The following is a 21,645-nucleotide window of genomic DNA, read 5'->3' as shown; positions in this document are numbered from 1 at the left end:
GCGTGTTCGGCCACCCCCCGGGTTGTTCGCGCCGTTTTGGTGAGCGGGGGGCGCCAGGCCGCGCCTGGGCCCGCGCCCCGCCCCCGCCCAACACCGGCTCAAAGGCGATCTCGCCCGCCCCGGCGGAGCCGGGCAGAAAACACCGCTTCGCTCGCTGTCTGCCCCGGCGGAAGCCGAGGCAGACAGCGAGCGAAGCGACTGGCGAGTAACCTTCCTCCGACAAGCGGGGCAGTGACGCCCCGATTCGGGCTTGCCGGGAGGTTTCGGATGGCTGTCTATCGGACCGTGGTGGTGGGGACGGACGGGTCCGACTCGTCGTTCGCCGCGGTGGATCGGGCGGCGGGGGTGGCCGCGGATGCCGAGGCGAAGCTGGTCCTGGTGTGCGCGTACTACCCCGCCAGCAAGCACGACGTGGAGCAGGCGCAGGACGAGCTCGGCGACGAGGCCTACCAGGTCGTCGGGTCGGCGCCGGCGGAGGACACGTTGCAGAGTGCGCGCGACCGGGCCGCGAAGGCCGGGGCGAAGGACATCCAGACCATCGCCGTGAACGGTGAGCCGGTGCACGCGCTGCGCAAGGTCGTGCACGAGACGTCGGCCGACCTGCTCGTGGTGGGCAACCGCGGCCTCAACACGCTCGCCGGGCGGATCCTCGGCTCGGTGCCGGCGGAGGTGGCGCGCAAGTCGGGTGTCGACGTGCTGATCGTGCACACGACCTGAGCCGTGGCCGAATCCCCTGAGGTGCAGCACCAGCTCGAGAAGCTTCTCCTCGGCGGGCCGCGCAAGTACACGCGCCTGGAGGTCGCGGAAAAGGCCGGTGTGCCCGAGGAACGCTCGCGCCGGCTGTGGCGCGCGCTCGGGTTCGCGGCGGCCGAGGACGACGAGGTGGTGTTCACCGACGCCGATGTCGCCGCCATGCGCACCGCCGACCAGCTCATCGCGTCCGGACTTGTCGCGCGCAACCTCGAGGTCGCCGTGACGCGGGCGCTCGGGCAGCACCTGTCGCGTCTGGCCGAGTGGCAGGTGCACATGCTGTGGTCGCTCATCGCCGAGAACCCGGGCCTCGACGACAGCCAGGTCACCAAGCTCGTCGCGCGGCTGCTGCCCGAGCTGGAGCAGGTGCAGAACTTCGTGTGGCGCCGCCACCTCGTGGCGTTCGCCGGGCGCGCGTTCGCCACCGACGAGGACCTGGAGGCCCGGCCGCAGGTCGTCGGCTTCGTCGACATGGTGGGCTACACCAAAATGACCCGCGAGGTCGACGAGGACGAGCTCAGCCGCGTGCTCGACGGGTTCGAGTCGCTGGCCGCGGGCGTGGTCGCCGACCACCGCGGGCGGATCGTGAAGATGATCGGCGACGAGGTCTTCTTCGTCACCGACTCCCCCGACTCGGGTGCCGAGATCGCGCTCACCCTCGCCGAACGCACGTCCGCGTCCGACGACCTGCCCGCCGTGCGCGCGGGGCTGGCTTCGGGGCGGGTGTTGTCCCGCTTCGGCGACGTCTACGGCTCCGTCGTGAACCTCGCCGCGCGGCTCACGTCCGTCGCCCGCCCCGGCACGGTGCTGGTCGACCGTGAGCTGGCGGCCGCGCTCGACCCCCTGCCGGAGTACGAGCTGCGGTCACGCCGGCCCGTCGCCGTGCGCGGGTACAACCGGCTGCGGACCTCGGTGCTGCGGCGGGCCCAGGACCGGCCGTCGGGGAAGTTCGCCCAAGCGCAGGAACGCGCGGCCGAAGCCATGGGCCTGCCCGAGACGACCCGCCCCGCGACGGAACCGGACGGCCCCGAAGACCTGACGCTCGGTTCGCAGCGCCGGCGCCGCAGGCGCTGATCAGGCGTCGTAGTCCACCGTCACGCGCTCGCTCGCCGGGTGCGACTGGCACGTCAGCACGAACCCCGCGTCCACCTCGGCCTTTTCCAGCGCGAAGTTGCGCCGCATGTCCACGGCACCCTCGGTCACGCGGGCCCGGCAGGTGCCGCACACCCCGCCCTTGCACGCGAACGGCAGGTCCGGCCGGAACTTCTGCGCACCGTCCAGAATGGACGATGCCTGCGGCAGGCTCATCGTGGTCGAGCGACCGTCGAGGATCAGCGTGACCTCCGAGGCGGCGCCGGCCACCGCCGGGTCGACGTGCTTGACCGGCTCCGGCGGCACGTCGTCCACGTAGAACAGTTCCTGGTGGACACTCGACTCCGGCACGCCAAGGGCCGCCAGCACCTCCTGCGCCCCGGTGACCATCCCGAACGGCCCGCACAGCCAGAAGTGGGCCACCGACTCCACCGGCACCAGCGAGCCGAACAGCGCGCGCAGCTTGTCGGCGTCGAGGCGGCCGGTGAACAGCTCGGCCTCGCGGGGTTCGCGCGACAGGACGTGGATGAGCTCGAGCCGCGCCGGGTAGCGGTCCTTCAGGTCGGCCAGCTCGTCGGCGAACATGACCGTGTCCGTGCGGCGGTTGCCGTACAGCACAGTGACGGTGGCGTCCGGCGTCGCGAGCAGCGACGCGACGATCGACAGCACCGGCGTGATCCCCGAGCCGGCGGCGATCAGCACGTGGTGACCGCCCGTGGTCAGATCCGGCGTGAAGGTTCCCGTCGGTGCGGAGACCTCGACGACGTCACCCGGGCGGACGTCCTGCACGAGCCACGACGAGAACACGCCCTCGGGAACCAAGCGCACGCCCACGCGCGGCCGCTGGCCCGCCGGAGCGCAGATCGAGTACGACCGGCGCTCGTCGCGGCCGTCGACGGTGCGGCGCAAGGTCAGCGACTGGCCGGGCGCGAAGGCGAACGTCTCGACCAGCTCGGGAGGCACGTCGAAAGTCACGGCGACCGCGTCGTCGCACAGCCGCTCGACGTCGGCGACCCGCAGCGAGTGGAAGCCGGTGCGCCGGGAAATCGTGCTGGTCAACTCAGATCTCCTTGACGTGTTCGAACGGTTCCAGGCACGCACGGCACCGGCGCAGCGCCCGGCACGCGGTGGCGCTGAACCGCGACTGCTCCTCGGTGTCGAGCGAACCGCAGTGCGGGCAGGCGATGCGCGACACGGGCGGTGACAACGTGAGCGGCACCGGTCCACTCGCGCGCCGCGGGGCCGCACCCGGCGGCGCGATGCCGGCCTCGGCGAGCTTGCGCCGCCCGTCGGCCGAAATCCAGTCCGACGACCACGCCGGTTCGAGCACGGTGCGGATCTCGACGTCCGCGTAACCCGCGCCGAGCAACGCGTGCTCCAGGTCGTCGCGCATGGTGTCCATGGCCGGGCAGCCGGTGTAGGTAGGGGTGATGGCCACCGTCACGCGACCGTCCCGCACGGACACCGAACGCAGCACGCCGAGGTCGGCGAGCGTGAGCATCGGCAGCTCCGGGTCGGTCACGGTCTCGGCCACAGCCAGCGGGGTGTTCGACGCCGCCTCCGCGGGAAAAAGCACGTCGGCGGTGTTCGATGCCGCCTCCGCGCGAAAAAGCACGTCGGCGGTGTTCAATGCCGCCTCCGCGGGAAAAAGCACGTCGGCGGTGTTCAATGCCGCCTCCGCGGGAAAAAGCACGTCGGCGGTCACCATGTCGCGTCCGGCATCGCCCGCGCCACGCTCTGCAGCTGCGCCAGCAGGAACCCCATCTGCTCCGTGTGGACGCCGTCGCGACCGGTCCGCCCGGACACGCCGGCCACGGCTCCCGCGGTCGGCCGCTCCAGCGTCGCCGCGGCCAGCACCTGGTCGAGCACGACGTCGAACTCCGGCCGCAGCGAGGCCGCGTCCACCAGCTCCAGCGGGTGCGTCTTGAACAGCTCGTCGATGTACGGCCACACCGCGTCGAGCCCCTCCTGCATTCGCTCGTGCGACAGCGAAGTGCCGTCGCCGAGGCGGACGACCCACTGCGCCGCGTAGTCGCGGTGGTAGGCCAGCTCCTTCACGCCCTTGGCGGCGATCGCCGCGAGCACTGGGTCCACACTGGACTCGAGCTGTTGCAGCAACGCCAGCCGCCACGTGGAGAACACGAGCAGCCGCGCCATCAGGTGCCCGAAGTGGCCCCCGCCGAGCTCGGCGAGCCGGACGTTGCGGAACTCGTGCTCCGCCCGCAGGAACGCGAGCGTGTCCTCCGAGCGGTCGGTCCCGTCGGCCTTGCCGGCGCGCGCCAGCAGCAGCCGGGCCTGACCGAGCAGGTCGAGGCCGATGTTGGCGATCGCCACCTCGTCCTCGAGCTCCGGCGCGTTCGTGACCCACTCCTGCAGGCGGTGGGAGAACACCAAAGCGTCGTCGCCGAGCATCAGGCAGTACGCCGCCAAGCCGGCGGCGTCCACACCCGAAGGCACCGAAGTGTCCACACCGGACAGCGGGTCGGCGAAGCCGGTACCGAAGGCCCACCGGGCGTCGTTGTCCTCGGTGATGGCCTCATAGACGTTGTCAAAGGACATCAAGGCCTCACATGTGCGGAACGTTGTCGGGAATGTCGTAGAACGTCGGGTGCCGGTAGACCTTGTCGCCACTGGGTGCGAAGAACGGGTCCTTCTCGTCCGGCGAGGACGCGGTGATGTCCGAGGCCTTCACGACCCAGATCGAGACGCCCTCGTTGCGCCGCGTGTACAGGTCACGGGCGTTGTGCAGCGCCATCTGGTCGTCCGCCGCGTGCAGCGAACCCACGTGCACGTGGTTGAGCCCGCGCTTCCCGCGCACGAACACCTCGTACAGCGGCCAATCGTGCTTCATCGCGAAGCCTCCTTCTCAGCATGAGCGACAGCCGCTTCCCGCACCCACGCACCGTCGTCGTGCGCCTGCTTCCGGTGAGAAACGCGCTCCTTGTTGCACGGGCCGTTGCCCTGCAACACGTTCTTGAACTCGTCCCAGTCGACCGCGCCGAAGTCGTAATGCTCGCGCGAAGCGTTCCAGCGCAAGTCCGGGTCCGGGAACGTGACACCCAGCGCCTCCGCCTGCGGCACCGACATGTCAACAAAGCGCTGCCGCAACTCGTCGTTGGTGTGCCGCTTGACCTTCCACGCCATGGACTGCGCGGTGTTCGGCGACTCCGCGTCGGGCGGGCCGAACATCATCAGCGACGGCCACCACCAGCGGTTCACGGCTTCCTGCACCATGTCCCGCTGCTGCTGCGTGCCGCGCATCATCGTCATCAGCAGCTCGAAACCCTGGCGCTGGTGGAACGACTCTTCCTTGCAGATCCGGATCATCGCCCGCGCGTACGGCCCGTACGACGACCGGCACAGCGGCACCTGGTTGCAGATCGCCGCGCCGTCGACCAGCCAGCCGATCACGCCGACGTCGGCGAAGGTCAGCGTCGGGTAGTTGAAGATCGACGAGTACTTCTGCCGGCCGGTGATCAGCTTGTCGGTGAGGTCCGCGCGGTCCGCGCCGAGCGTGGCCGCGGCCGAGTACAGGTAGAGCCCGTGGCCGGCCTCGTCCTGCACCTTCGCGAGCAGGATCGCCTTGCGCCGCAGCGAAGGCGCGCGCGTGATCCAGTTGCCCTCTGGCTGCATGCCGATGATCTCCGAGTGCGCGTGCTGCGCGATCTGGCGGATCATCGTCTTGCGGTAGCCCTCGGGCACCCAGTCGCGCGGCTCGATGCGCTGGTCGCGTTCGATGGTGTGCTCGAAGTGCCCGAGCAGGTCTTCCTCAGCTACAGCGGTCACGGCTGCTCCTTCGAAACGAGCGTGAGCACGTCGTACTTCGCCACGGAATCGCCGGTCTGGTTCACGACGTCGGCGTCCCAGCGGACCTCGCCGTACTCCTGGTCGATGCGCGGGGTGATCTGCTTGGCGGTCAGCGTCACGGTGAGCGCGTCGCCTTCCTTGACCGGCGTGAGGAACCGCAGGTTCTCCAGGCCGTAGTTGGCGAGCACCGGGCCCGGCTCCGGCGAGACGAACAGGCCGGCGGCGAACGACACGACCAGGTAGCCATGGGCGACGATCCCGCCGAACAGCGGGTTCGCGGCCGCGGCGGCCTCGTCGGTGTGGGCGTAGAAGGTGTCGCCGGTGAACTCGGCGAAGTGGTCGATGTCGGCGCGGGTCACCGTGCGCGGGCCGGCCACCACGGAGTCGCCGACGCGCAGCTCGGCCAGCGACTTGCGGAACGGGTGGTCGCCCTCGACGCGCGGCGCGCCCTCGACCCATCGGCCGGTGACGGTGCTGAGCACCTTCGGGCTGGCCTGCACGGCCGTGCGCTGCATGTGGTGCAGCACGCCGCGGATGCCGCCCATCTCCTCGCCACCGCCGGCACGACCGGGCCCGCCGTGCACGAGCTGCGGCATCGGCGAGCCGTGGCCCGTCGACTCCTTCGCGTCGTCGGCGTCGAGCACCAGCAGCCGGCCGTGGTACGGCGCGACGCCCAGCACGATCGTCCGCGCGAATTCCGGGTCGCCGGTCACGATCGACCCGGCGAGGCTGCCGCCGCCGCGCGCGGCGAACTCGATGACCTGCGCGATCGACGTGTAGGGCATCAGCGTGGACACCGGCCCGAACGCCTCGACCTCGTGCGGCTCCGAACGCTGCGGGTCGGCCTTCAGCAGCACCGGCGACATGAACGCGCCGGTCGACTCGTCGGCGCCGACCACGTCGACGTGCTCCAGGTCGCCGTAGACGACGCTGCCGGCGTCGAGCAGGGCCTTGAGCGAGCGGCGGACCTCTTCGCGCTGCTCCAGGCTGGCCAGCGCACCCATCCGCACGCCCTCGGCGGTCGGGTTGCCGACCACGACCTTCGCCAGGCGCGCGCTCGCGGCTTCGGCGACGTCGTCGAGCATCTCCTCCGGCACGAACGCGCGGCGGATCGCCGTGCACTTCTGGCCGGCCTTCACGGTCATCTCCGTGACCAGCTGCTTCACGAACAGGTCGAACTCCGGTGTGCTCGGCCGCGCGTCGGGCGCGAGGATCGAGCAGTTCAGCGAATCGGCCTCCGCGTTGAAGCGCACGGAGTTGCGCACGACCGCCGGGTGCGCGCGCAGCTTCTGCGCGGTGGACGCGGAACCGGTGAACGACACCAGATCCTGCGCGGTCACGTGGTCGAGCAGGTCTCCGACGCTGCCGGCGATGAACTGCAGCGAGCCCTCGGGCAGGATGCCGGACTCGATGATCAGCTCGACCAGCTTCGCGGTGAGGTAGGCCGTCTGGCTCGCGGGCTTGACCAGGCTCGGTACGCCGGCGAGGAACGCGGGCGCGAACTTCTCCAGCGGCCCCCACACCGGGAAGTTGAACGCGTTGATCTGGATCGCGACGCCGTGCAGCGGCACGGCGACGTGCTGTGCGACGAAGGTGCCGCCCTTGCTCAACGGCTCCACCGCGCCGTCGAGGTAGACGGTGTCGTTGGGCAGCTCGCGCTTGCCCTTCGAGGCGTAGCTGAACAGCACGCCGATGCCGCCGTCGACGTCGAACTTCGAGTCGCCCAGCGTGGCGCCGGTGCGCGCCGACACCGCGTAGAGCTCCTCGCGGTGCTCGCGCAGGTGGGACGCGAGGGCCTTGAGCAGGGCCGCGCGCTGGTGGAACGTGAGCTCACGCAGGGCGGGCCCGCCCACGCGGCGGCCGTAGTCGAGCGCGCCGGCGAAGTCGACGCCGGTCGACGAGACGCGGGCGACCTCCTCGCCGGTCGCCGCGTCGTGCAGCGGCGCCCCCTCGTCCGTCGCCGTGTGCCAGCCGCCGGAGACGTAGCTGCGGAGCAAAACCATGGGGCCCGACCCTCTCGCCGTGTCGCGCGGTGAGGCACCCGCGCGGAATTACCAACCGGACGTTCAGTAATTCCATCGTAGCCGCTCCCGCCTCTGATCGGAAGTCCCGGTGCTTGACAGCGAACCCGCGCCCCGCCTTTACTAACGGCGGGCCTGGATTACCGGCCATTCGGTCAGTTACTCACGTGGAGGCAACCGAACGTGACCACGCGCAACGCGGCCCACACCATGTTCGACACCGACGAGGCGTCGAAGGGCCTGGGCATCGAGCTCGTGGAGGCCGCCGACGGGCGCGCGGTCGCCACGATGAAGGTGACCGAGCAGATGGTCAACGGCCACGACATCGCCCACGGCGGCTACCTGTTCCTGCTCGCCGACACCGCTTTCGCCCTCGCGTGCAACACCCACGGACCGGTCACCGTCGCCGCCGGCGCCGAGATCTCCTTCGTCGCGGCCGGCCGCCTCGGCGACCACCTCACCGCCACGGCCATCGAGCGCACCCGCTACGGCCGCAACGGCATCTACGACGTCACCGTGCACCGGGACACCCCCGAAGGGCCCGAAGTCGTCGCCGAGTTCCGCGGCCGCAGCCGCGTCATCGAGAAGAGCCGGGAAACCCGATGAAAAGTACAACGCCGGACAGTGTTGTCGAAAGAATCAGCGTCGACGAGCTCGCCGCCCTCCAGCTGATGCGTCTGCAATGGACACTGCGGCACGCGTACGCCAACGTGCCCTTCTACACCAAGAAGTTCGACGAGACGGGCGTGCACCCGGACGACTGCAAGGAACTGGCCGACCTCGCGAAGTTCCCGTTCACCACCAAGGCGGACCTGCGCGACAACTACCCGTTCGGCATGTTCGCCGTGCCGCAGCAGGACATCCGGCGCATCCACGCGTCCAGCGGAACCACGGGCAAGCCGACCGTCGTCGGCTACACCGAGGACGACATCGACACGTGGGCGACCGTGATGGCGCGCTCGATCCGCGCGGCCGGCGGGCGCCCCGGCCACAAGGTGCACGTGGCCTACGGCTATGGCCTGTTCACCGGCGGTCTCGGCGCGCACTACGGAGCGGAAAAGCTCGGCTGCACCGTGATCCCGGCGTCGGGTGGCATGACCGCGCGCCAGGTGCAGCTGATCACCGACTTCAAGCCCGAGATCATCATGGTCACGCCGTCGTACATGCTCACGCTGCTCGACGAGTTCGAGCGCCAGGGCGTGGACCCGCGGGCGAGTTCACTGAAGGTCGGCATCTTCGGCGCCGAGCCGTGGACCGAGCAGATGCGCGCGGAGATCGAGGAACGCTTCGCGCTCGACGCCGTGGACATCTACGGACTGTCCGAGGTGATGGGGCCGGGTGTCGCGCAGGAGTGCGTGGAGACCAAGGACGGCCTGCACATCTGGGAGGACCACTTCTTCCCCGAGGTGATCGACCCGTTCAGCGAAGAGGTGCTGCCGTCGGGCGCGCAGGGCGAGCTCCTGTTCACGTCGCTGACGAAGCAGGCGCTGCCGATCATCCGCTACCGCACGCGCGACCTCACGCGGCTGATGCCGGGCACGGCGCGGCCCGCGTTCCGGCGCATGGAGAAGGTGACCGGGCGCAGCGACGACCTCATCATCCTGCGTGGCGTCAACGTCTTCCCGACACAGATCGAGGAGATCGTGCTGCAGACCGACGCGCTGAGCCCGCACTTCCAGCTGGTGCGTTCGACGCGGGGCCGGCTGGACCACCTGACCGTGCGGGTGGAGGCGCGTCACGACGCGTCGGCGGACGCGCGAGCGGCTGCGGCGGCGGCGTTGATCGCGGGTGTGAAGGACGGCGTCGGCGTGACGGTGGGTGTCGATGTGGTGGAGCCGGACACGCTGGAGCGGTCGGTTGGCAAAATGCGGCGCGTGATCGACGAACGAGACAAGACGTGACGACCCCTCCGGCCCGGCGGGGACGGCCCGGGTACGACCTGGAGTCGTTGCTGCAGGTCGCGGTGAAGCTGTTCAACGAGCGCGGCTACGACGGCACCAGCATGGAAGACCTGTCGCGCAAGCTGGGCATCACGAAGTCGGCGATCTACCACCACGTGCGCAGCAAGGAAGAACTGCTGCGGCTGTCGGTGGACCGGGCACTCGACGGACTGTTCGAGATCGCGGCGTCCACCGAGCAGCTCGACGGGCGCGCGATCGACCGGCTGGAGCACCTCGTGCGCGGCAGTGTGCTGGTGCTCGCCGACCGGCTGCCGTTCGTCACACTGCTGCTTCGCGTGCGCGGCAACACGAAGGTGGAGCGTTCGGCGCTGGCCCGCCGGCGCGAGTTCGACCGCCTGGTGACGGATCTGGTCAAGCAGGCCGAGGCCGAGGGTGACGTGCGGCCGGACATCGACCCCGCCGTCGCCGCGCGGCTGCTGTTCGGCACGGTGAACTCGCTGATCGAGTGGTACCGGCCGCGCCGCGGCTCGTCGGGCGAGGAGCTGGCGGACGCGGTGTGCAAGATGGCGTTCGACGGCCTGCGCGCCTGAACCGCAGAGCCTGCCGAGGTGACACTCGCCGCCGGAAAGTCCCGCCCGGCGGCGATTCACTCCCCCGTCGTGGTCTTCGGCGGCCGGCGCGCCTGCCAGAGCATGGCGGCGCGCAGCTGCTCGATCAGGACCTCGTCGTCTTCTTCGCTCGGTTCGGCGCCCAGCGGGATCCAGCGCTCGCTGACGAGCGCGCCCTCGTCGTAGTTGCTGATGACGATGCCGTCGTAGGACAGGTCCGCCGAGCACTCACCGCGGCACTCGCCCGCGCAGCAGGGTTCGTCCACGCGCACCTGGCGGTGCTGCAAGCGCACGCTGACCCAGCGGCCCGCAGGCCGAGTCGTGCCACCCTCCGCATCGCTCATCTGCTCCTACCCCACCGCGCCCAGCCCCCGTTCGATCCGTCGTCCGAGTGGGCGGCGAAGTTACCGGCCGGTTGTTCCGGTTCAATAACGGACCGAGTCGATGTAGAAATACCGTCACGCACAACAGTGGGACACGGTCTTTACGTGCGGTCAACAACTTGTTGACAGCAGGACGGAGGACGAGAAGGCTGGCACGATGAGCACCGGAACCCGGCCCACGCGGCGCCGGCTGGAACCGGCCGAGCGCAGGGCCGAGATCCTCGCGGTGGCACGGCGCCTGTTCGGGGCCGGCAGCTACGCGTCAGTGTCCACTTCGGACATCGCGGCGGCCGCGGGGGTGGCGAGGCCCCTGATCAACCACTACTTCGGCGGCAAGCGCGAGCTCTACCTCGAGGTCGTGCGGCAGATGATGATCGTGCCCGCGCCCGTGGTCGAGTCGCTGCCCGAAGGCCCCGTACGGCGCCGGCTGGAGGTCGGCATCGAGCGCTGGATCGACGTGGTCGACCGCAACCGCGACGCGTGGCTCACCGCGATCGGCCCGGAGTCCGCCGGCCGTGACCCCGAGATCGAGCGGATCATGCTGGAGGCCGACGACGTCGCGGCCGACCGCGTGCTGGCCGGGGCCCTGATGACCGACGTCACCGAGGGCCGGGAAGAGCTGCGCGCGATGATCCGGTCGTACGGCGGGATGTTGCGCGCGGCGTCTCGCGAATGGCTGATCCGCGGCACGCTGAACCGCGCCGAGCTGCGGACCTTCCTCGTGGAATCGATCATGGGCCTGATCGAGGTCACCTACCCGGCCGTGCTCGCGGAGCGGAACGACGCGCGTAGGCCGCCGGAGTCGTCCCCGTCCACCGTTTGAACGCGTAGATGAAGCTCGACGCCTCGGCGTAACCCAGGCGCAGCGCGACATCTTCGACGGACAACGCGCCGGTGTCGAGCATTTCCTCGGCGAGCGTCTGACGGACCTCGTCCACGAGCTGGCGGTAGCCGGTGCCGGCGTCGGTGAGCCGGCGGCGCAGTGTGCGCGGGCTGACGGTGAGCTGGCGCGCGATCTCGTCCATGCCGGCGTCGACGCCGCCCAGGCGCACCAGGCGTTCGCGCACGAGCTGGGAGATGCCGGACCGTTCGCGGCGACGGGCCACGAGGGCGTCGCACTGGGCGGCGCACAGGGCCACGGTCTGTTCGTTGGCCTGCGGCAACGGCATGGTGAGGAACGCGGGGTCGAAGCCGGCGCGGTGGCGCTCGGCGCCGAATACCGGCTCCACGCCGAAGGTGTCCACATAGGACCTCGTCGACGACGGTGCCGAATGCCGGAACTCCAGGCTCCGTGGGGAAATCCCCGGCAGCAGGTCGCGCATCACGGTGTGGATCGCGGCGAGGTCCCTCAGCACGAGGAACCGCGAGACGTCGGCGGGTACGCGCGAATCGTCGAGCACCAGGCTGATCCCCTCCGCGTCCAGCTCCACATGGGGGATGCAGAACGTGAAGCTCAAGTCCAGGTAGCGCAACGCGAACAGCATCGCGTCGCGCATCGTCGGGCTGCTGATACACGCGAAGCCGAAGATGCCGAACGTCGTCACGCGATAGCGGCGGCCGAGTTCGAGAGCGACGTCGTCGCCACCGCCGGTGTGCGTGGCGACGGCGCGCACCACGGCCAGCTCCTGCCGCGCGTCGACCTGCCGATCGGGGCCGGTCAGCGCTTCACGCGGGGTGCCCGGCACCAGCTTTTCGGCGGGCACGCCGTGGTCCTCGGCGAACCCGAGCATGAGCAGAACACTGGCGGTGCCGCGGGGGAAGTCCCAGTCGCGGACCGCGGGGGCTGCCAACTCTGCCATGGCCGGAATTATGGATCAGGTCAGTTCGGTTGGGCTCGTTGAGGACGTGTTCTGTCCGCAATGCCCATTACGCTCGGGCGCATGAAGCTGAGTCTGCGAGCCCTCAACCGCGCGACGATGGATCGGCAGCTGCTGCTGCGCCGGGCGTCGATGCCGGCACTGGCGGCCGTCGAGCACCTCGCCGGATTGCAGGCGCAGGCGCCGTTCCCGCCGTACTACGCGCTGTGGGCGCGGCTGCACGGCTTCAAGCCGCACGACCTGGCGAAGCTGCTCCTGGACCGCAGCGTGGCGCGGATCGTGCTGATGCGCGGCACCGTGCACCTCGTGACGGCGCCCGACGCGCTGGCGTGGCGCCCGCTCGTGCAGCCGATCATGGACCGCGACCTCCGCACGAACACGCTGCACGCGGCCCGCGTGGCCGGCCTCGACCACGGCGAGGTGGCCGCCGTGACGCGCGAACTGCTCGCGGACCGCCCGCACACGAGCGCGCAGCTGGGAGCCGCGCTCGCCGAGAAGTGGCCCGAGCGCGAGAGCGACGCGTTGATGCACCTGGCGCGCTGCCTCCTGCCGCTGGTGCAGATCCCGCCGCGCGGCGTGTGGGGCCAGGCCGGCCAGCCGACCTACCAGCTCGCGGACCGCTGGCTGGCCGGCAGCGAGGCCGTGTCCTCGGCCGAACAGCTCTTGCGGCGCTACCTCGCGGCGTTCGGCCCGGCGACGGTGGCCGACGCGCAGGCGTGGTCGGGTCTCACGAAGCTCGGTGAAGTGGTCGACGGGATGGACTTGCGCACGTACGTCGATTACGCCGGCCGCACGCTCTACGACCTGCCCGGCGCGACGCTGCCCGGCGAGGACGTGCCCGCGCCGCCGCGGTTGCTGGCGCCGTTCGACCAGCCGCTGCTCTCCTACGCCGACCGCACGCGCGTGATCCGCGACGAGCACCGCAAGCGCGTGATCAGCCAGAACGGTCTGGTCAAGGGCACACTGCTCGTCGGCGGCTTCGTGAAGGGCGCCTGGGACCTCAAGACCACCCGCGACGCGGCCACGCTCGTGCTCACGCCGTACGAACGGCTGCCGAAGCGCGACACAGCCGCGTTGGAAAGCTCCGGCAAGCGTCTGCTGACCTGGGCCGAACCCGGGTTGCGTCACGACATCCAGGTGCTTGCCGCGTAATCCCGGCACTGGCCGGAATTCTCGATTATCTGACCGTTCGTGTCCTTCCACCGCGACGGACGCGTGAGTAACTTGCTCAGGATGGGAGACACGGCAAGGACGCCGTCGGTGCTGATCGTGGGCACCGGGTTCGGCGGGGTCGGCACGGCGATCGAACTGAAGCGCGCCGGCTTCCACGACTTCACGATCCTCGAGCGCGCGAACGAGCCCGGCGGGGTGTGGCGCGAGAACACCTACCCCGGCGCGGCGTGCGACATCCCGTCGCCGCTGTACTCGTTCTCCTATGCGCCCAACCCCCACTGGCCCAAGCGGTTCTCGATGCAGCCGGACATCCACGCCTACCTCAAGCGCGTGGTGGCCGACTACGACCTCGGCCCCCACATCCGCTACGGCCAGGAGGTGACGGCCGCGACGTTCGACGAGGGCCGCTGGCGCGTCGAGACGGCAGGGGGCGAGACGTTCGAGGCCGACGTGTTCGTGCCGGCGGTCGGGCAGCTGTCGCGGCCGGTGCTGCCCGACATCGCGGGGCGCGACAGCTTCGAGGGCGTGGCGTTCCACTCCGCGTTGTGGAACCACGAGGCGGACCTCGATGGCAAGCGCGTCGCCGTGATCGGCACCGGGGCGAGCGCGATCCAGTTCGTGCCCGAGCTGCAGAGACGCGCCGGCAAGATCACGATCTTCCAGCGCACCGCGCCCTACATCATGGCCAAGAACGACACGCGGTACGCACGCTGGCAGAAGCGCCTGTTCGAACGCCTCCCGGCGACGCAGCTGCTCGGCCGCCTGCGGATCTTCCTGCTCGCCGAGTACGCGACCTACGCGATGACGCGCCACCCCGCGCTGGCGAAAGCCTTCGAGCTGCGGACGGCCCAGCTGCGGCACAAGCACATCAAGGATCGCGCGCTGCGGCGGAAGCTGACGCCGAAGTACCCATTGGGTTGCAAGCGGATCCTGTTCACCAACGACTACCTGCCCGCGCTCGCGCAGCCGAACGTCGAGGTCGAGACCGGCCGGATCCGCGAGATCACGGTGCGTGGAGTACGCACCGAAGACGGCGTGGAGCACGAAGCCGACGTGATCGTGTACGGCACCGGCTTCAACGCCACCGACTTCCTCGGCTCGATGAAGGTGCTGGGACTCGACGGGCGCAGTCTCGACGACGCGTGGCGCGGCGGCGCCCGCGCGTACCTGGGGATGACGGTGCCCGGGTTCCCCAACCTGTTCTGCGTCTACGGCCCCAACACCAACCTCGGCGCGGGCTCCATCATCTATATGATCGAGCGGCAGGCGCGCTACATCCGCCAGGCCGTGGAACAGCTCGCGCGGCCCGGGGTGTCCTATGTGGACGTGCGGCCCGAGGTGGAGGAGCGCTACGACCGCGAGGTGCAGCAGCGGCTGGGCCACAGCGTGTGGAGCGCGTGCACGAGCTGGTACCGCCAGGCCGACGGGCGCGTGAGCACCAACTGGCCCGGTCTGGTGACCGAATACGACCGCAGGACCCGGGTGCTCGACCCGGCCGACTTCAGGGTGGTGGCCTGATCTTGAACAGCACGGTCTCGAACTCCGACTACGACGTGCTCGTGATCGGTTCGGGGTTCGGCGGCAGCGTCACGGCGTTGCGGCTCACGGAGAAGGGTTACCGCGTCGGCGTGCTGGAGGCCGGGCGCCGCTTCGCCGACGACGAGTTCGCCAAGACGTCGTGGCGCCTGCGGAAATACCTGTGGGCCCCGAAACTCGGCCTGTACGGCATCCAGCGGCTGACCCTGCTGAAGAACACCTTCGTGATGAGCGGCACCGGCGTCGGAGGTGGTTCGCTCGTCTACGCGAACACGCTGTACGAGCCGCCGGACGCGTTCTACCAGGACAAGCAGTGGGCGCACATCACGGACTGGAAGGACGAGCTGGCGCCCTACTACGACCAGGCCAAACGCATGCTGGGCGTCGTCGAGAACCCGCTCACGACGCCGGCCGACGAGGTGCTGCGCGAAGTCGCGGACGACATGGGCATCGGCCACACCTACCGCCGCACGCCCGTCGGCGTGTACTTCGGCTCGCACCCGGGCGAAGAGACCCCGGACCCGTTCTTCGGCGGCGCCGGCCCCGCGCGGCGCGGCTGCACCCACTGCGGCGAGTGCATGACCGGCTGCCGCGTCGGCGCGAAGAACACCACGGTGAAGAACTACCTCTACCTCGCCGAACAGGCCGGCGCCGAGGTCCACCCGTTGACGACGGTGGTCTCCGTGCGCCCGGTCGACGGCGGCTACGCGGTGGACACCGAGCGCACCGGCCGCTGGGTCCGGCGCGGCCGGCGCACCTTCACCGCGCGCGAGGTCGTCTTCTCGGCCGCGGCCCTGGGCACGCAACGGCTCCTGCACCAGCTCCGCGACGACGGCGCGCTCCCGGGCTTGTCGCCGCGCCTCGGCCTGTTGGCGCGCACCAACTCCGAGGCCGTGCTCGCCGCCCGTTCGCTGCGCAAGGACACCGACTACACGCGCGGCGTCGCCATCACGTCGTCGATCCATCCGGACGCCGTCACCCACGTCGAGCCCGTGCGCTACGGCAAGGGCAGCAACGTCATGGGCCTCATGGCCACCGTCCTCGTGGACGCCGAACCCGGCAAACGCCGGTGGGCGCTGGGGCTTCGCGAACTGGCTCGACGCTGGCGCCAGCTGCCGCGCCTGCACAACCCGCGGCACTGGTCGGAACGCATGATCGGCCTGCTCGTGATGCAGACGCTCGACAACTCCGTGACCACGTACACGAAACGGGGCCTGCTCGGCCGCCGGATGACCACTCGTCAAGGCAGCGGCGAACCGAGCCCCGACTGGATCCCGGCCGGCCACGACGTGACCCGCCGCGTCGCCGCGAAGATCGGCGGCCTCCCGCAGGGCGCCTGGACCGACCTCGCCAACACCCCGATCACCGGCCACTTCATCGGCGGCTGCACCATCGGCGACTCCCCCGACACCGGCGTCGTCGACCCCTACCAGCGCGTCTACGGCCACCCCGGCCTCCACATCGTCGACGGCTCGACGATCTCGGCCAACCTGGGCGTGAACCCGTCGCTGACGATCACCGCCCAGGCCGAACGCGCGATGGCGTTGTGGCCGAACAAGGGCGAGGCCGATCCCCGCCCGGCTCTGGGCTCGGCTTATCGCCGGATCACTCCGGTGGCGCCGCTCAAGCCGACCGTACCGACGACGGCGCCCGGCGCACTGCGGCTGCCGATCGTCGACCTCCGGATCGGTCGCTGACCAGCAGATTCAACAATCCCTCAACACATCCACCAACCACCACCAGGCACGCTTGCGGCGTCGCACGCGCTCACCCCCCTCTGAGCACGTGCACTGGGGGTGTCTTGAAAGGAGCTCCCGCGACGACGCCCTCCCTGCCGTCGCGGGAGTCCTTCCAAGGTCTTGTCCGGAGCGCCCCTAAGGCAGATTCGCGAGCGCGCCGCCAACGGTGTTCGCGAACGCATACCCGGCGGACGCGTCCCAGTTGATCGACCAGGTCATGGCACCGCGGATCGCCGGGTACGTGGCCGAGGGTTTGAAGCCGGCGCAGCTGGTGCCGCGAGCAAGGCAGTTGAGCGCCGAGACGACGTTCGACGGAGCCTGGTAGCCGCCGCCCGCCGAGCCGGAAGCCGGCAGGCCGAGGGCCACCTGGTCGGCCCGCAGACCGCCTTGCAGCTGAATGCAGGCCAGCGCTGTCAGGAAGTCGACGGTGGCCTGCGCGTAGACCTGGCCGTTGCAGCCGAGCATGGTGCCCGAGTTGTAGTACTGCATGTTGACGACCGTGAGGATGTCCTTGATCCCCAGCGCGAGCTGGAAGTAGCCGCCCTGGGTGGACTGCATGTCGATCGTCTGCGGCGCCATGGTGATGACCGAGCCGCCGCCGTTGTGGATGCTGCGCAGCGCCTGGCCCATGTAGGTGGCGTTGATGCCGTTCTCGAGGTCGATGTCCACGCCGTCGAAGCCGTAGGTCGAGATCAGCGACTTCACGGAGTTGGCGAAGTTGTTCGCCGACGACGAGTCGCTGACGTTGATCGTGCCGTTCTGACCGCCGACGGAGATGATCACCTTCTGGCCGCGCGCCTGCACGGTCTTGATGTCGGCGCGGAACTGCGCGTCGGTGTAGCCGCCGAGCTGCGACGACAGGCCGGAGTCGAGCGTGAAGTTCACGGCGCCCGGTGTGCCCGTGGCGTCGGCGAAGGCCACGGCGATGATGTTGTAGCGCGTGGGCACGTCGGCGAGCTTGAGGGCCTTGGCGCCGTTGTAGAAGTTCTGCCAGTAGCCCGTGAGCACGTGTTTGGCCAGGTCACCGGTCGTCGGCGGCTGGGAAGTGGTGGGCGTGGTCGGGGTCGTCGGCGGGGTGGTGGGTGTCGTCGGCGTGGTCGGGGTCGTGGGCGGCGGGGTGCCCGGGCCGTCGAGGTTGACGTCGTCAGCCAGGTAGGCCGGCTGTCCGTACCAGCCGTGCAGGTACACGGTGATGCTGGTGGACGCGCCGGTGGTGAAGTCGACCGCGAGCTGGCTCCAGCCGCTCGTGCCCGGCGTCCAGGTGCTGGTGTCGGCGCCGCCGGTGCCGGAGACGCCCAGGTAGACGTAGCTGCCCTGCACCCAGGCCGACAGCTTGTAGGCGGTGTTCGCCTTCACCGTCACCTGCTGCGAGCACTGGGCGGTGTCGGACGACGACGGCGCGGCGCTGAGCGCCTTGGTCCCGCCGTGGGCGCCACTGGACACCACGGAGGCGGAACCACTGCAAGTCCAGCCCGAAAGGCTGCCGCTTTCGAAGCCGGGGTTGGCGAGGATGTTGGCCGCCGAGGCACTGCCACCGATGACGAAGGTGACACCGAGGCACGCGGCCACGGTGGCGATCAGGGCGCTGATCGCGAGTTTGGGTCGGCGGGAAGGGCGAGGTTGTGGGGACCGTTTGGAGAACACAGCAAGACCTCCACGAAAGAGTGAGGCAGGTCACCACAAAGTGGACTAGACCAATCTCGGTGTCAAGGAACCGTTCGGGCGTCGCTTCGACGGGGCCATACGAAAGTCGCACCGCACCGGGCGGCAGAATGCTCGGCACGGGACACCGAGACGGAGCAGGAGCCTGGTTGTGAGCGTGCAGTCGGTCGAGGAACGGATCGCCGAAGAGCTGGGGGTGCGCGAAGGTCAGGTCAAGGCCGCGGTCGACCTCCTCGACGGGGGGTCGACCGTGCCGTTCATCGCCCGGTACCGCAAGGAAGTCACCGGGATGCTCGACGACGCGCAGCTGCGCACGCTCGAGGAACGGCTGCGCTACCTGCGGGAACTCGACGAGCGGCGCGTCTCCGTGCTGGAGTCGATCCGCACGCAGGGCAAGCTCGACGAGGCGCTCGAGGCCCAGATCATGGCCGCGGACACGAAGTCGCGCCTGGAAGACATCTACCTGCCGTACAAGCCGAAGCGGCGGACGAAGGCGCAGATCGCCCGTGAGGCCGGCCTCGAGCCGCTGGCCGACGGCCTCATGAACGACCCGAACACCGACCCGCAGGCCGCGGCCGCGGTGTTCGTCGACGCCGACAAGGGTGTCGCCGACGCGCAGGCCGCGCTCGACGGCGCCCGCTCGATCCTCGTGGAGCGCTTCGCCGAAGACGCCGACCTGATCGGCGAGCTGCGCGAGAAGATGTGGACCGAGGGGCACATCGCGTCGAAGGTCCGCGCGGGCAAGGAAGAGGAAGGCGCGAAGTTCGCCGACTACTTCACCTTCTCCGAGCCGTACGCGAAGCTCCCCTCGCACCGCATCCTCGCGATGCTGCGCGGCGAGAAGGAGGAAATCCTCGACCTGTCGATGGAGGCCGAGGAACCCCGGGCCGAGGACGCCGAGCCGCGCGTCGGTCCGACCGAGTACGAGATGCGGATCGCGCACAAGTTCGGCGTCACCCAGCAAGGCCGGCCCGCCGACAAGTGGCTCGGCGACACCGTGCGCTGGGCCTGGCGCACCAAGATCCTCCTGCACCTGGGCATCGACCTGCGGATGCGGCTGCGCCAGTCGGCCGAGGACGACGCCGTGCGCGTGTTCGCGGCGAACCTGCGCGACCTGCTGCTGGCCGCGCCGGCCGGCACGCGCGCGACGATGGGCCTCGACCCGGGCTTCCGCACCGGTGTGAAGGTGGCCGTGGTCGACGCGACCGGCAAGGTCGTGGACACGCACGTGATCTACCCGCACCAGCCGGCGAACAAGTGGGACCAGTCGATCGCCGAGCTCGCCGTGCTGTCGGCGAAGCACCACGTGGACCTGATCTCGATCGGCAACGGCACCGCGTCGCGCGAGACGGACAAGCTCGCGCAGGAGCTCATCAAGAAGCACCCCGAACTGAGCCTCACGAAAGCCGTCGTCAGCGAGGCGGGCGCGTCGGTGTACTCGGCGTCGGCGTTCGCGTCGCAGGAGCTGCCGGGCATGGACGTGTCGCTGCGCGGCGCCGTCTCGATCGCGCGCCGGCTGCAGGACCCGCTGGCCGAGCTGGTGAAGATCGACCCGAAGTCGATCGGCGTCGGCCAGTACCAGCACGACCTGTCCGAGGTGTCGCTGTCGCGCTCGCTCGACGCGGTGGTGGAGGACTGCGTGAACGCGGTCGGCGTGGACGTGAACACCGCGTCCGCTCCCCTGCTCACGCGGGTTTCGGGCATCACCACGGGGCTCGCCGAGAACATCGTGTCCCACCGCGACACCAACGGTCCGTTCAAGTCGCGCACCGCCCTGAAGGAGGTCGCGCGGCTCGGGCCCAAGGCGTTCGAGCAGTGCGCCGGCTTCTTGCGCATCCCGGACGGCGACGACCCGCTCGACGCGTCTTCGGTGCACCCCGAGGCGTACCCGGTGGTGCGGCGGATCCTCGACCGCACCGGCTCGGGCATCCGCGAGCTGATCGGCAACGCCCGCACGCTGCAGGCGCTCAAGCCGACGGAGTTCGTGGACGAGACCTTCGGGCTCCCGACCGTCACGGACATCCTGACCGAGCTGGAGAAGCCCGGCCGCGACCCGCGTCCGGCGTTCAAGACGGCGACGTTCGCCGAGGGCGTGGACAAGATCGGTGACCTCAAGCCCGGGATGCGGCTGGAGGGTGTGGTCACGAACGTGGCGGCGTTCGGCGCGTTCATCGACGTCGGCGTGCACCAGGACGGCCTCGCCCACGTGTCGGCGCTGTCGAAGAACTTCGTGAAGGACCCGCGCGACGTCGTGAAGCCCGGCGACATCGTGAAGGTGAAGGTGCTCGACGTCGACGTGCCGCGCAAGCGGATCTCGCTGACGCTGCGCCTGGACGACGAGCCGGGTGCTTCGTCGCAGGACCGTCGTGGTGGTGGCGGTGGCGGCGGTCGTGACCGCGGTCAGGGCGGCAGCGGTGGCGGCCAGGGTGGCGGTGGCGGCCAGGGCGGTGGCGGCGGTCAGCGGCGTGGCCAGCAGGGCAACCGCGGTGGTAGCGGCGGCGGTCGTGACCGCGGAGGCAACTCCGGCGGCAACGGCTCGATGGCCGACGCGCTGCGGCGGGCCGGATTCGGCAAGTAGGACCGGGTCAGCGGGCCCGGAGCCAGCGGATTTCGCCGTCGTGCCACTCGTCGGTGGGCGTGAGCCCGGCGGCGGTGGCCACGGCGGCGGAAGCCCGGTGCCCGGGGTGGATGTGGGCGAGAACGGCGGCCACCGGCTGCCGTTCGAGCCAGGCGACGAGCGCCTGGGTGGCTTCAGTGGCGATGCCGCGGCCTTGCCACGGCGTCCCCACCACCCAGGCGATCTCCGCGCCGGCGGCACTCACGGTGGCCTGGACGGTGCCCGTCAGACAGGCATCGCCGCGAAGCCGGATCACCCAGTTCAGCCAGGTCACGGCCGGGTCAGGCGAGCCGGCGGTCATGCGCTGGTAGCGCGTGCGCAGGGCTTCCGGAGTGTCCGGGGTGCCGCCGATGAAGGTGTGCAGCGCCGGATCGGACAGCACCCGCGCCATCTCCTCGGCGTGCTCGACCAGCAGCGGCAGCAGGTCCAGCCGCGCGGTGGTGATGGCCCGGGCTTCGAGGCGGGGTGCGGTCACGGAGCACCGGCGTAGCCGAGCGGGCGAGCCCGGCCCGGGATCGCGGACCGGTGAGCCCAGGCGG

20 protein-coding genes are annotated in these 21,645 nt (G+C 70.2%); 10 read left to right on the top strand and 10 right to left on the bottom strand.

The window, feature by feature from the left end; genetic code table 11:
• Window positions 1-267: 267 nt before the first annotated feature.
• Both AB0H62_RS25600 and AB0H62_RS25595 read left to right on the top strand, forming a co-directional pair.
• Window positions 268-717 carry a universal stress protein gene (locus AB0H62_RS25600; protein WP_220246882.1) on the top strand — a complete coding sequence of 150 codons (450 nt, stop codon included), beginning with the start codon at window positions 268-270 and terminating at the stop codon, window positions 715-717.
• A 3-nt stretch (window positions 718-720) separates the two neighbouring features.
• Entirely contained in the window at window positions 721-1,824 is a 1,104-nt protein-coding gene (locus AB0H62_RS25595) for an adenylate/guanylate cyclase domain-containing protein (protein WP_360588619.1), read from the top strand.
• Here the strand turns inward: AB0H62_RS25595 and paaE are convergent, their stop codons facing one another.
• The 6 genes from paaE to paaZ all read right to left on the bottom strand — a co-directional run bounded on the left by paaE (window position 1,825) and on the right by paaZ (window position 7,652).
• The gene (paaE, locus tag AB0H62_RS25590) at window positions 1,825-2,901 is read right to left on the bottom strand and encodes a 1,2-phenylacetyl-CoA epoxidase subunit PaaE (protein WP_360588617.1); all 1,077 of its coding nucleotides are present in this window, start codon (window positions 2,899-2,901) and stop codon (window positions 1,825-1,827) included.
• A gap of 1 nt (window position 2,902) precedes the next feature.
• A complete protein-coding gene (gene paaD, locus AB0H62_RS25585; protein ID WP_360588638.1) occupies window positions 2,903-3,418 on the bottom strand; it encodes a 1,2-phenylacetyl-CoA epoxidase subunit PaaD in 516 nt (171 codons plus the stop codon).
• Between the two features lie 125 nt (window positions 3,419-3,543).
• Entirely contained in the window at window positions 3,544-4,401 is an 858-nt protein-coding gene (gene paaC, locus AB0H62_RS25580; protein ID WP_360588615.1) for a 1,2-phenylacetyl-CoA epoxidase subunit PaaC, read from the bottom strand.
• Between the two features lie 7 nt (window positions 4,402-4,408).
• Window positions 4,409-4,693, bottom strand: a complete 285-nt coding sequence (paaB, locus tag AB0H62_RS25575) for a 1,2-phenylacetyl-CoA epoxidase subunit PaaB (RefSeq protein WP_220246877.1) — start codon at window positions 4,691-4,693, stop codon at window positions 4,409-4,411.
• Window positions 4,690-5,628 (bottom strand): 1,2-phenylacetyl-CoA epoxidase subunit PaaA, encoded by a 939-nt coding sequence (gene paaA, locus AB0H62_RS25570; protein ID WP_360588612.1) that lies wholly within the window; start codon window positions 5,626-5,628, stop codon window positions 4,690-4,692. Before paaA ends, paaB begins: the two co-directional genes overlap by 4 nt.
• Window positions 5,625-7,652 carry a phenylacetic acid degradation bifunctional protein PaaZ gene (gene paaZ, locus AB0H62_RS25565; protein ID WP_220246875.1) on the bottom strand — a complete coding sequence of 676 codons (2,028 nt, stop codon included), beginning with the start codon at window positions 7,650-7,652 and terminating at the stop codon, window positions 5,625-5,627. Before paaZ ends, paaA begins: the two co-directional genes overlap by 4 nt.
• Before the next feature lie 228 nt (window positions 7,653-7,880).
• On the opposite strand from paaZ, the gene paaI reads away from it, so the two are divergent.
• Genes paaI through AB0H62_RS25550 form a run of 3 tightly spaced genes read left to right on the top strand, consistent with a single transcriptional unit; the run spans window position 7,881 to window position 10,161 of the window.
• Window positions 7,881-8,276: a hydroxyphenylacetyl-CoA thioesterase PaaI gene (gene paaI / locus AB0H62_RS25560; protein WP_220247428.1), complete on the top strand. Its 396-nt coding sequence runs from the start codon at window positions 7,881-7,883 to the stop codon at window positions 8,274-8,276.
• The gene (gene paaK, locus AB0H62_RS25555) at window positions 8,273-9,571 is read left to right on the top strand and encodes a phenylacetate--CoA ligase PaaK (protein ID WP_220246874.1); all 1,299 of its coding nucleotides are present in this window, start codon (window positions 8,273-8,275) and stop codon (window positions 9,569-9,571) included. Before paaI ends, paaK begins: the two co-directional genes overlap by 4 nt.
• The gene (locus AB0H62_RS25550; RefSeq protein ID WP_220246873.1) at window positions 9,568-10,161 is read left to right on the top strand and encodes a TetR/AcrR family transcriptional regulator; all 594 of its coding nucleotides are present in this window, start codon (window positions 9,568-9,570) and stop codon (window positions 10,159-10,161) included. Before paaK ends, AB0H62_RS25550 begins: the two co-directional genes overlap by 4 nt.
• A 56-nt stretch (window positions 10,162-10,217) precedes the next feature.
• Here the strand turns inward: AB0H62_RS25550 and AB0H62_RS25545 are convergent, their stop codons facing one another.
• Complete coding sequence (locus AB0H62_RS25545; RefSeq protein ID WP_220246872.1) at window positions 10,218-10,523, bottom strand: hypothetical protein; 306 nt, start codon at window positions 10,521-10,523, stop codon at window positions 10,218-10,220.
• A gap of 196 nt (window positions 10,524-10,719) precedes the next feature.
• Between AB0H62_RS25545 and AB0H62_RS25540 the strand changes: the two genes are divergently transcribed.
• The gene (locus AB0H62_RS25540; protein ID WP_220246871.1) at window positions 10,720-11,385 is read left to right on the top strand and encodes a TetR/AcrR family transcriptional regulator; all 666 of its coding nucleotides are present in this window, start codon (window positions 10,720-10,722) and stop codon (window positions 11,383-11,385) included.
• Here AB0H62_RS25540 and AB0H62_RS25535 read toward each other — a convergent pair.
• Window positions 11,312-12,361, bottom strand: coding sequence for an AraC family transcriptional regulator (locus AB0H62_RS25535; protein ID WP_220246870.1), 1,050 nt, complete (start codon window positions 12,359-12,361; stop codon window positions 11,312-11,314). The genes AB0H62_RS25540 and AB0H62_RS25535 overlap by 74 nt on opposite strands.
• An 81-nt stretch (window positions 12,362-12,442) precedes the next feature.
• Here AB0H62_RS25535 and AB0H62_RS25530 point away from each other — a divergent pair, with 81 nt between their 5' ends.
• The 3 genes from AB0H62_RS25530 to AB0H62_RS25520 all read left to right on the top strand — a co-directional run bounded on the left by AB0H62_RS25530 (window position 12,443) and on the right by AB0H62_RS25520 (window position 16,785).
• A complete protein-coding gene (locus AB0H62_RS25530; protein ID WP_360588608.1) occupies window positions 12,443-13,531 on the top strand; it encodes a winged helix DNA-binding domain-containing protein in 1,089 nt (362 codons plus the stop codon).
• An 81-nt stretch (window positions 13,532-13,612) separates the two neighbouring features.
• Window positions 13,613-15,070, top strand: a complete 1,458-nt coding sequence (locus AB0H62_RS25525) for an NAD(P)/FAD-dependent oxidoreductase (protein WP_360588606.1) — start codon at window positions 13,613-13,615, stop codon at window positions 15,068-15,070.
• Between the two features lie 2 nt (window positions 15,071-15,072).
• Complete coding sequence (locus AB0H62_RS25520) at window positions 15,073-16,785, top strand: GMC family oxidoreductase (RefSeq protein WP_360588604.1); 1,713 nt, start codon at window positions 15,073-15,075, stop codon at window positions 16,783-16,785.
• Window positions 16,786-16,962: 177 nt separating this feature from the next.
• On the opposite strand, the gene AB0H62_RS25515 is transcribed toward AB0H62_RS25520, so the two are convergent.
• On the bottom strand, window positions 16,963-18,396 hold the full coding sequence (locus tag AB0H62_RS25515; protein WP_360588602.1) for a glycosyl hydrolase family 18 protein: 1,434 nt from the start codon (window positions 18,394-18,396) through the stop codon (window positions 16,963-16,965).
• Window positions 18,397-18,640: 244 nt separating this feature from the next.
• Here AB0H62_RS25515 and AB0H62_RS25510 point away from each other — a divergent pair, with 244 nt between their 5' ends.
• On the top strand, window positions 18,641-21,067 hold the full coding sequence (locus AB0H62_RS25510; RefSeq protein ID WP_360588600.1) for a Tex family protein: 2,427 nt from the start codon (window positions 18,641-18,643) through the stop codon (window positions 21,065-21,067).
• A gap of 7 nt (window positions 21,068-21,074) precedes the next feature.
• Here AB0H62_RS25510 and AB0H62_RS25505 read toward each other — a convergent pair whose 3' ends face one another.
• The gene (locus AB0H62_RS25505; RefSeq protein ID WP_360588598.1) at window positions 21,075-21,581 is read right to left on the bottom strand and encodes a GNAT family N-acetyltransferase; all 507 of its coding nucleotides are present in this window, start codon (window positions 21,579-21,581) and stop codon (window positions 21,075-21,077) included.
• Window positions 21,582-21,645 lie beyond the last annotated feature (64 nt).

Source organism: Amycolatopsis sp. NPDC050768, from assembly GCF_040654155.1.
In the GTDB taxonomy this organism is placed as follows: Bacteria; Actinomycetota; Actinomycetes; order Mycobacteriales; family Pseudonocardiaceae; genus Amycolatopsis.
The sequence above is the reverse complement of the archived record's forward strand: the minus strand, read 5'-3'. Positions and strand labels throughout refer to the sequence as shown.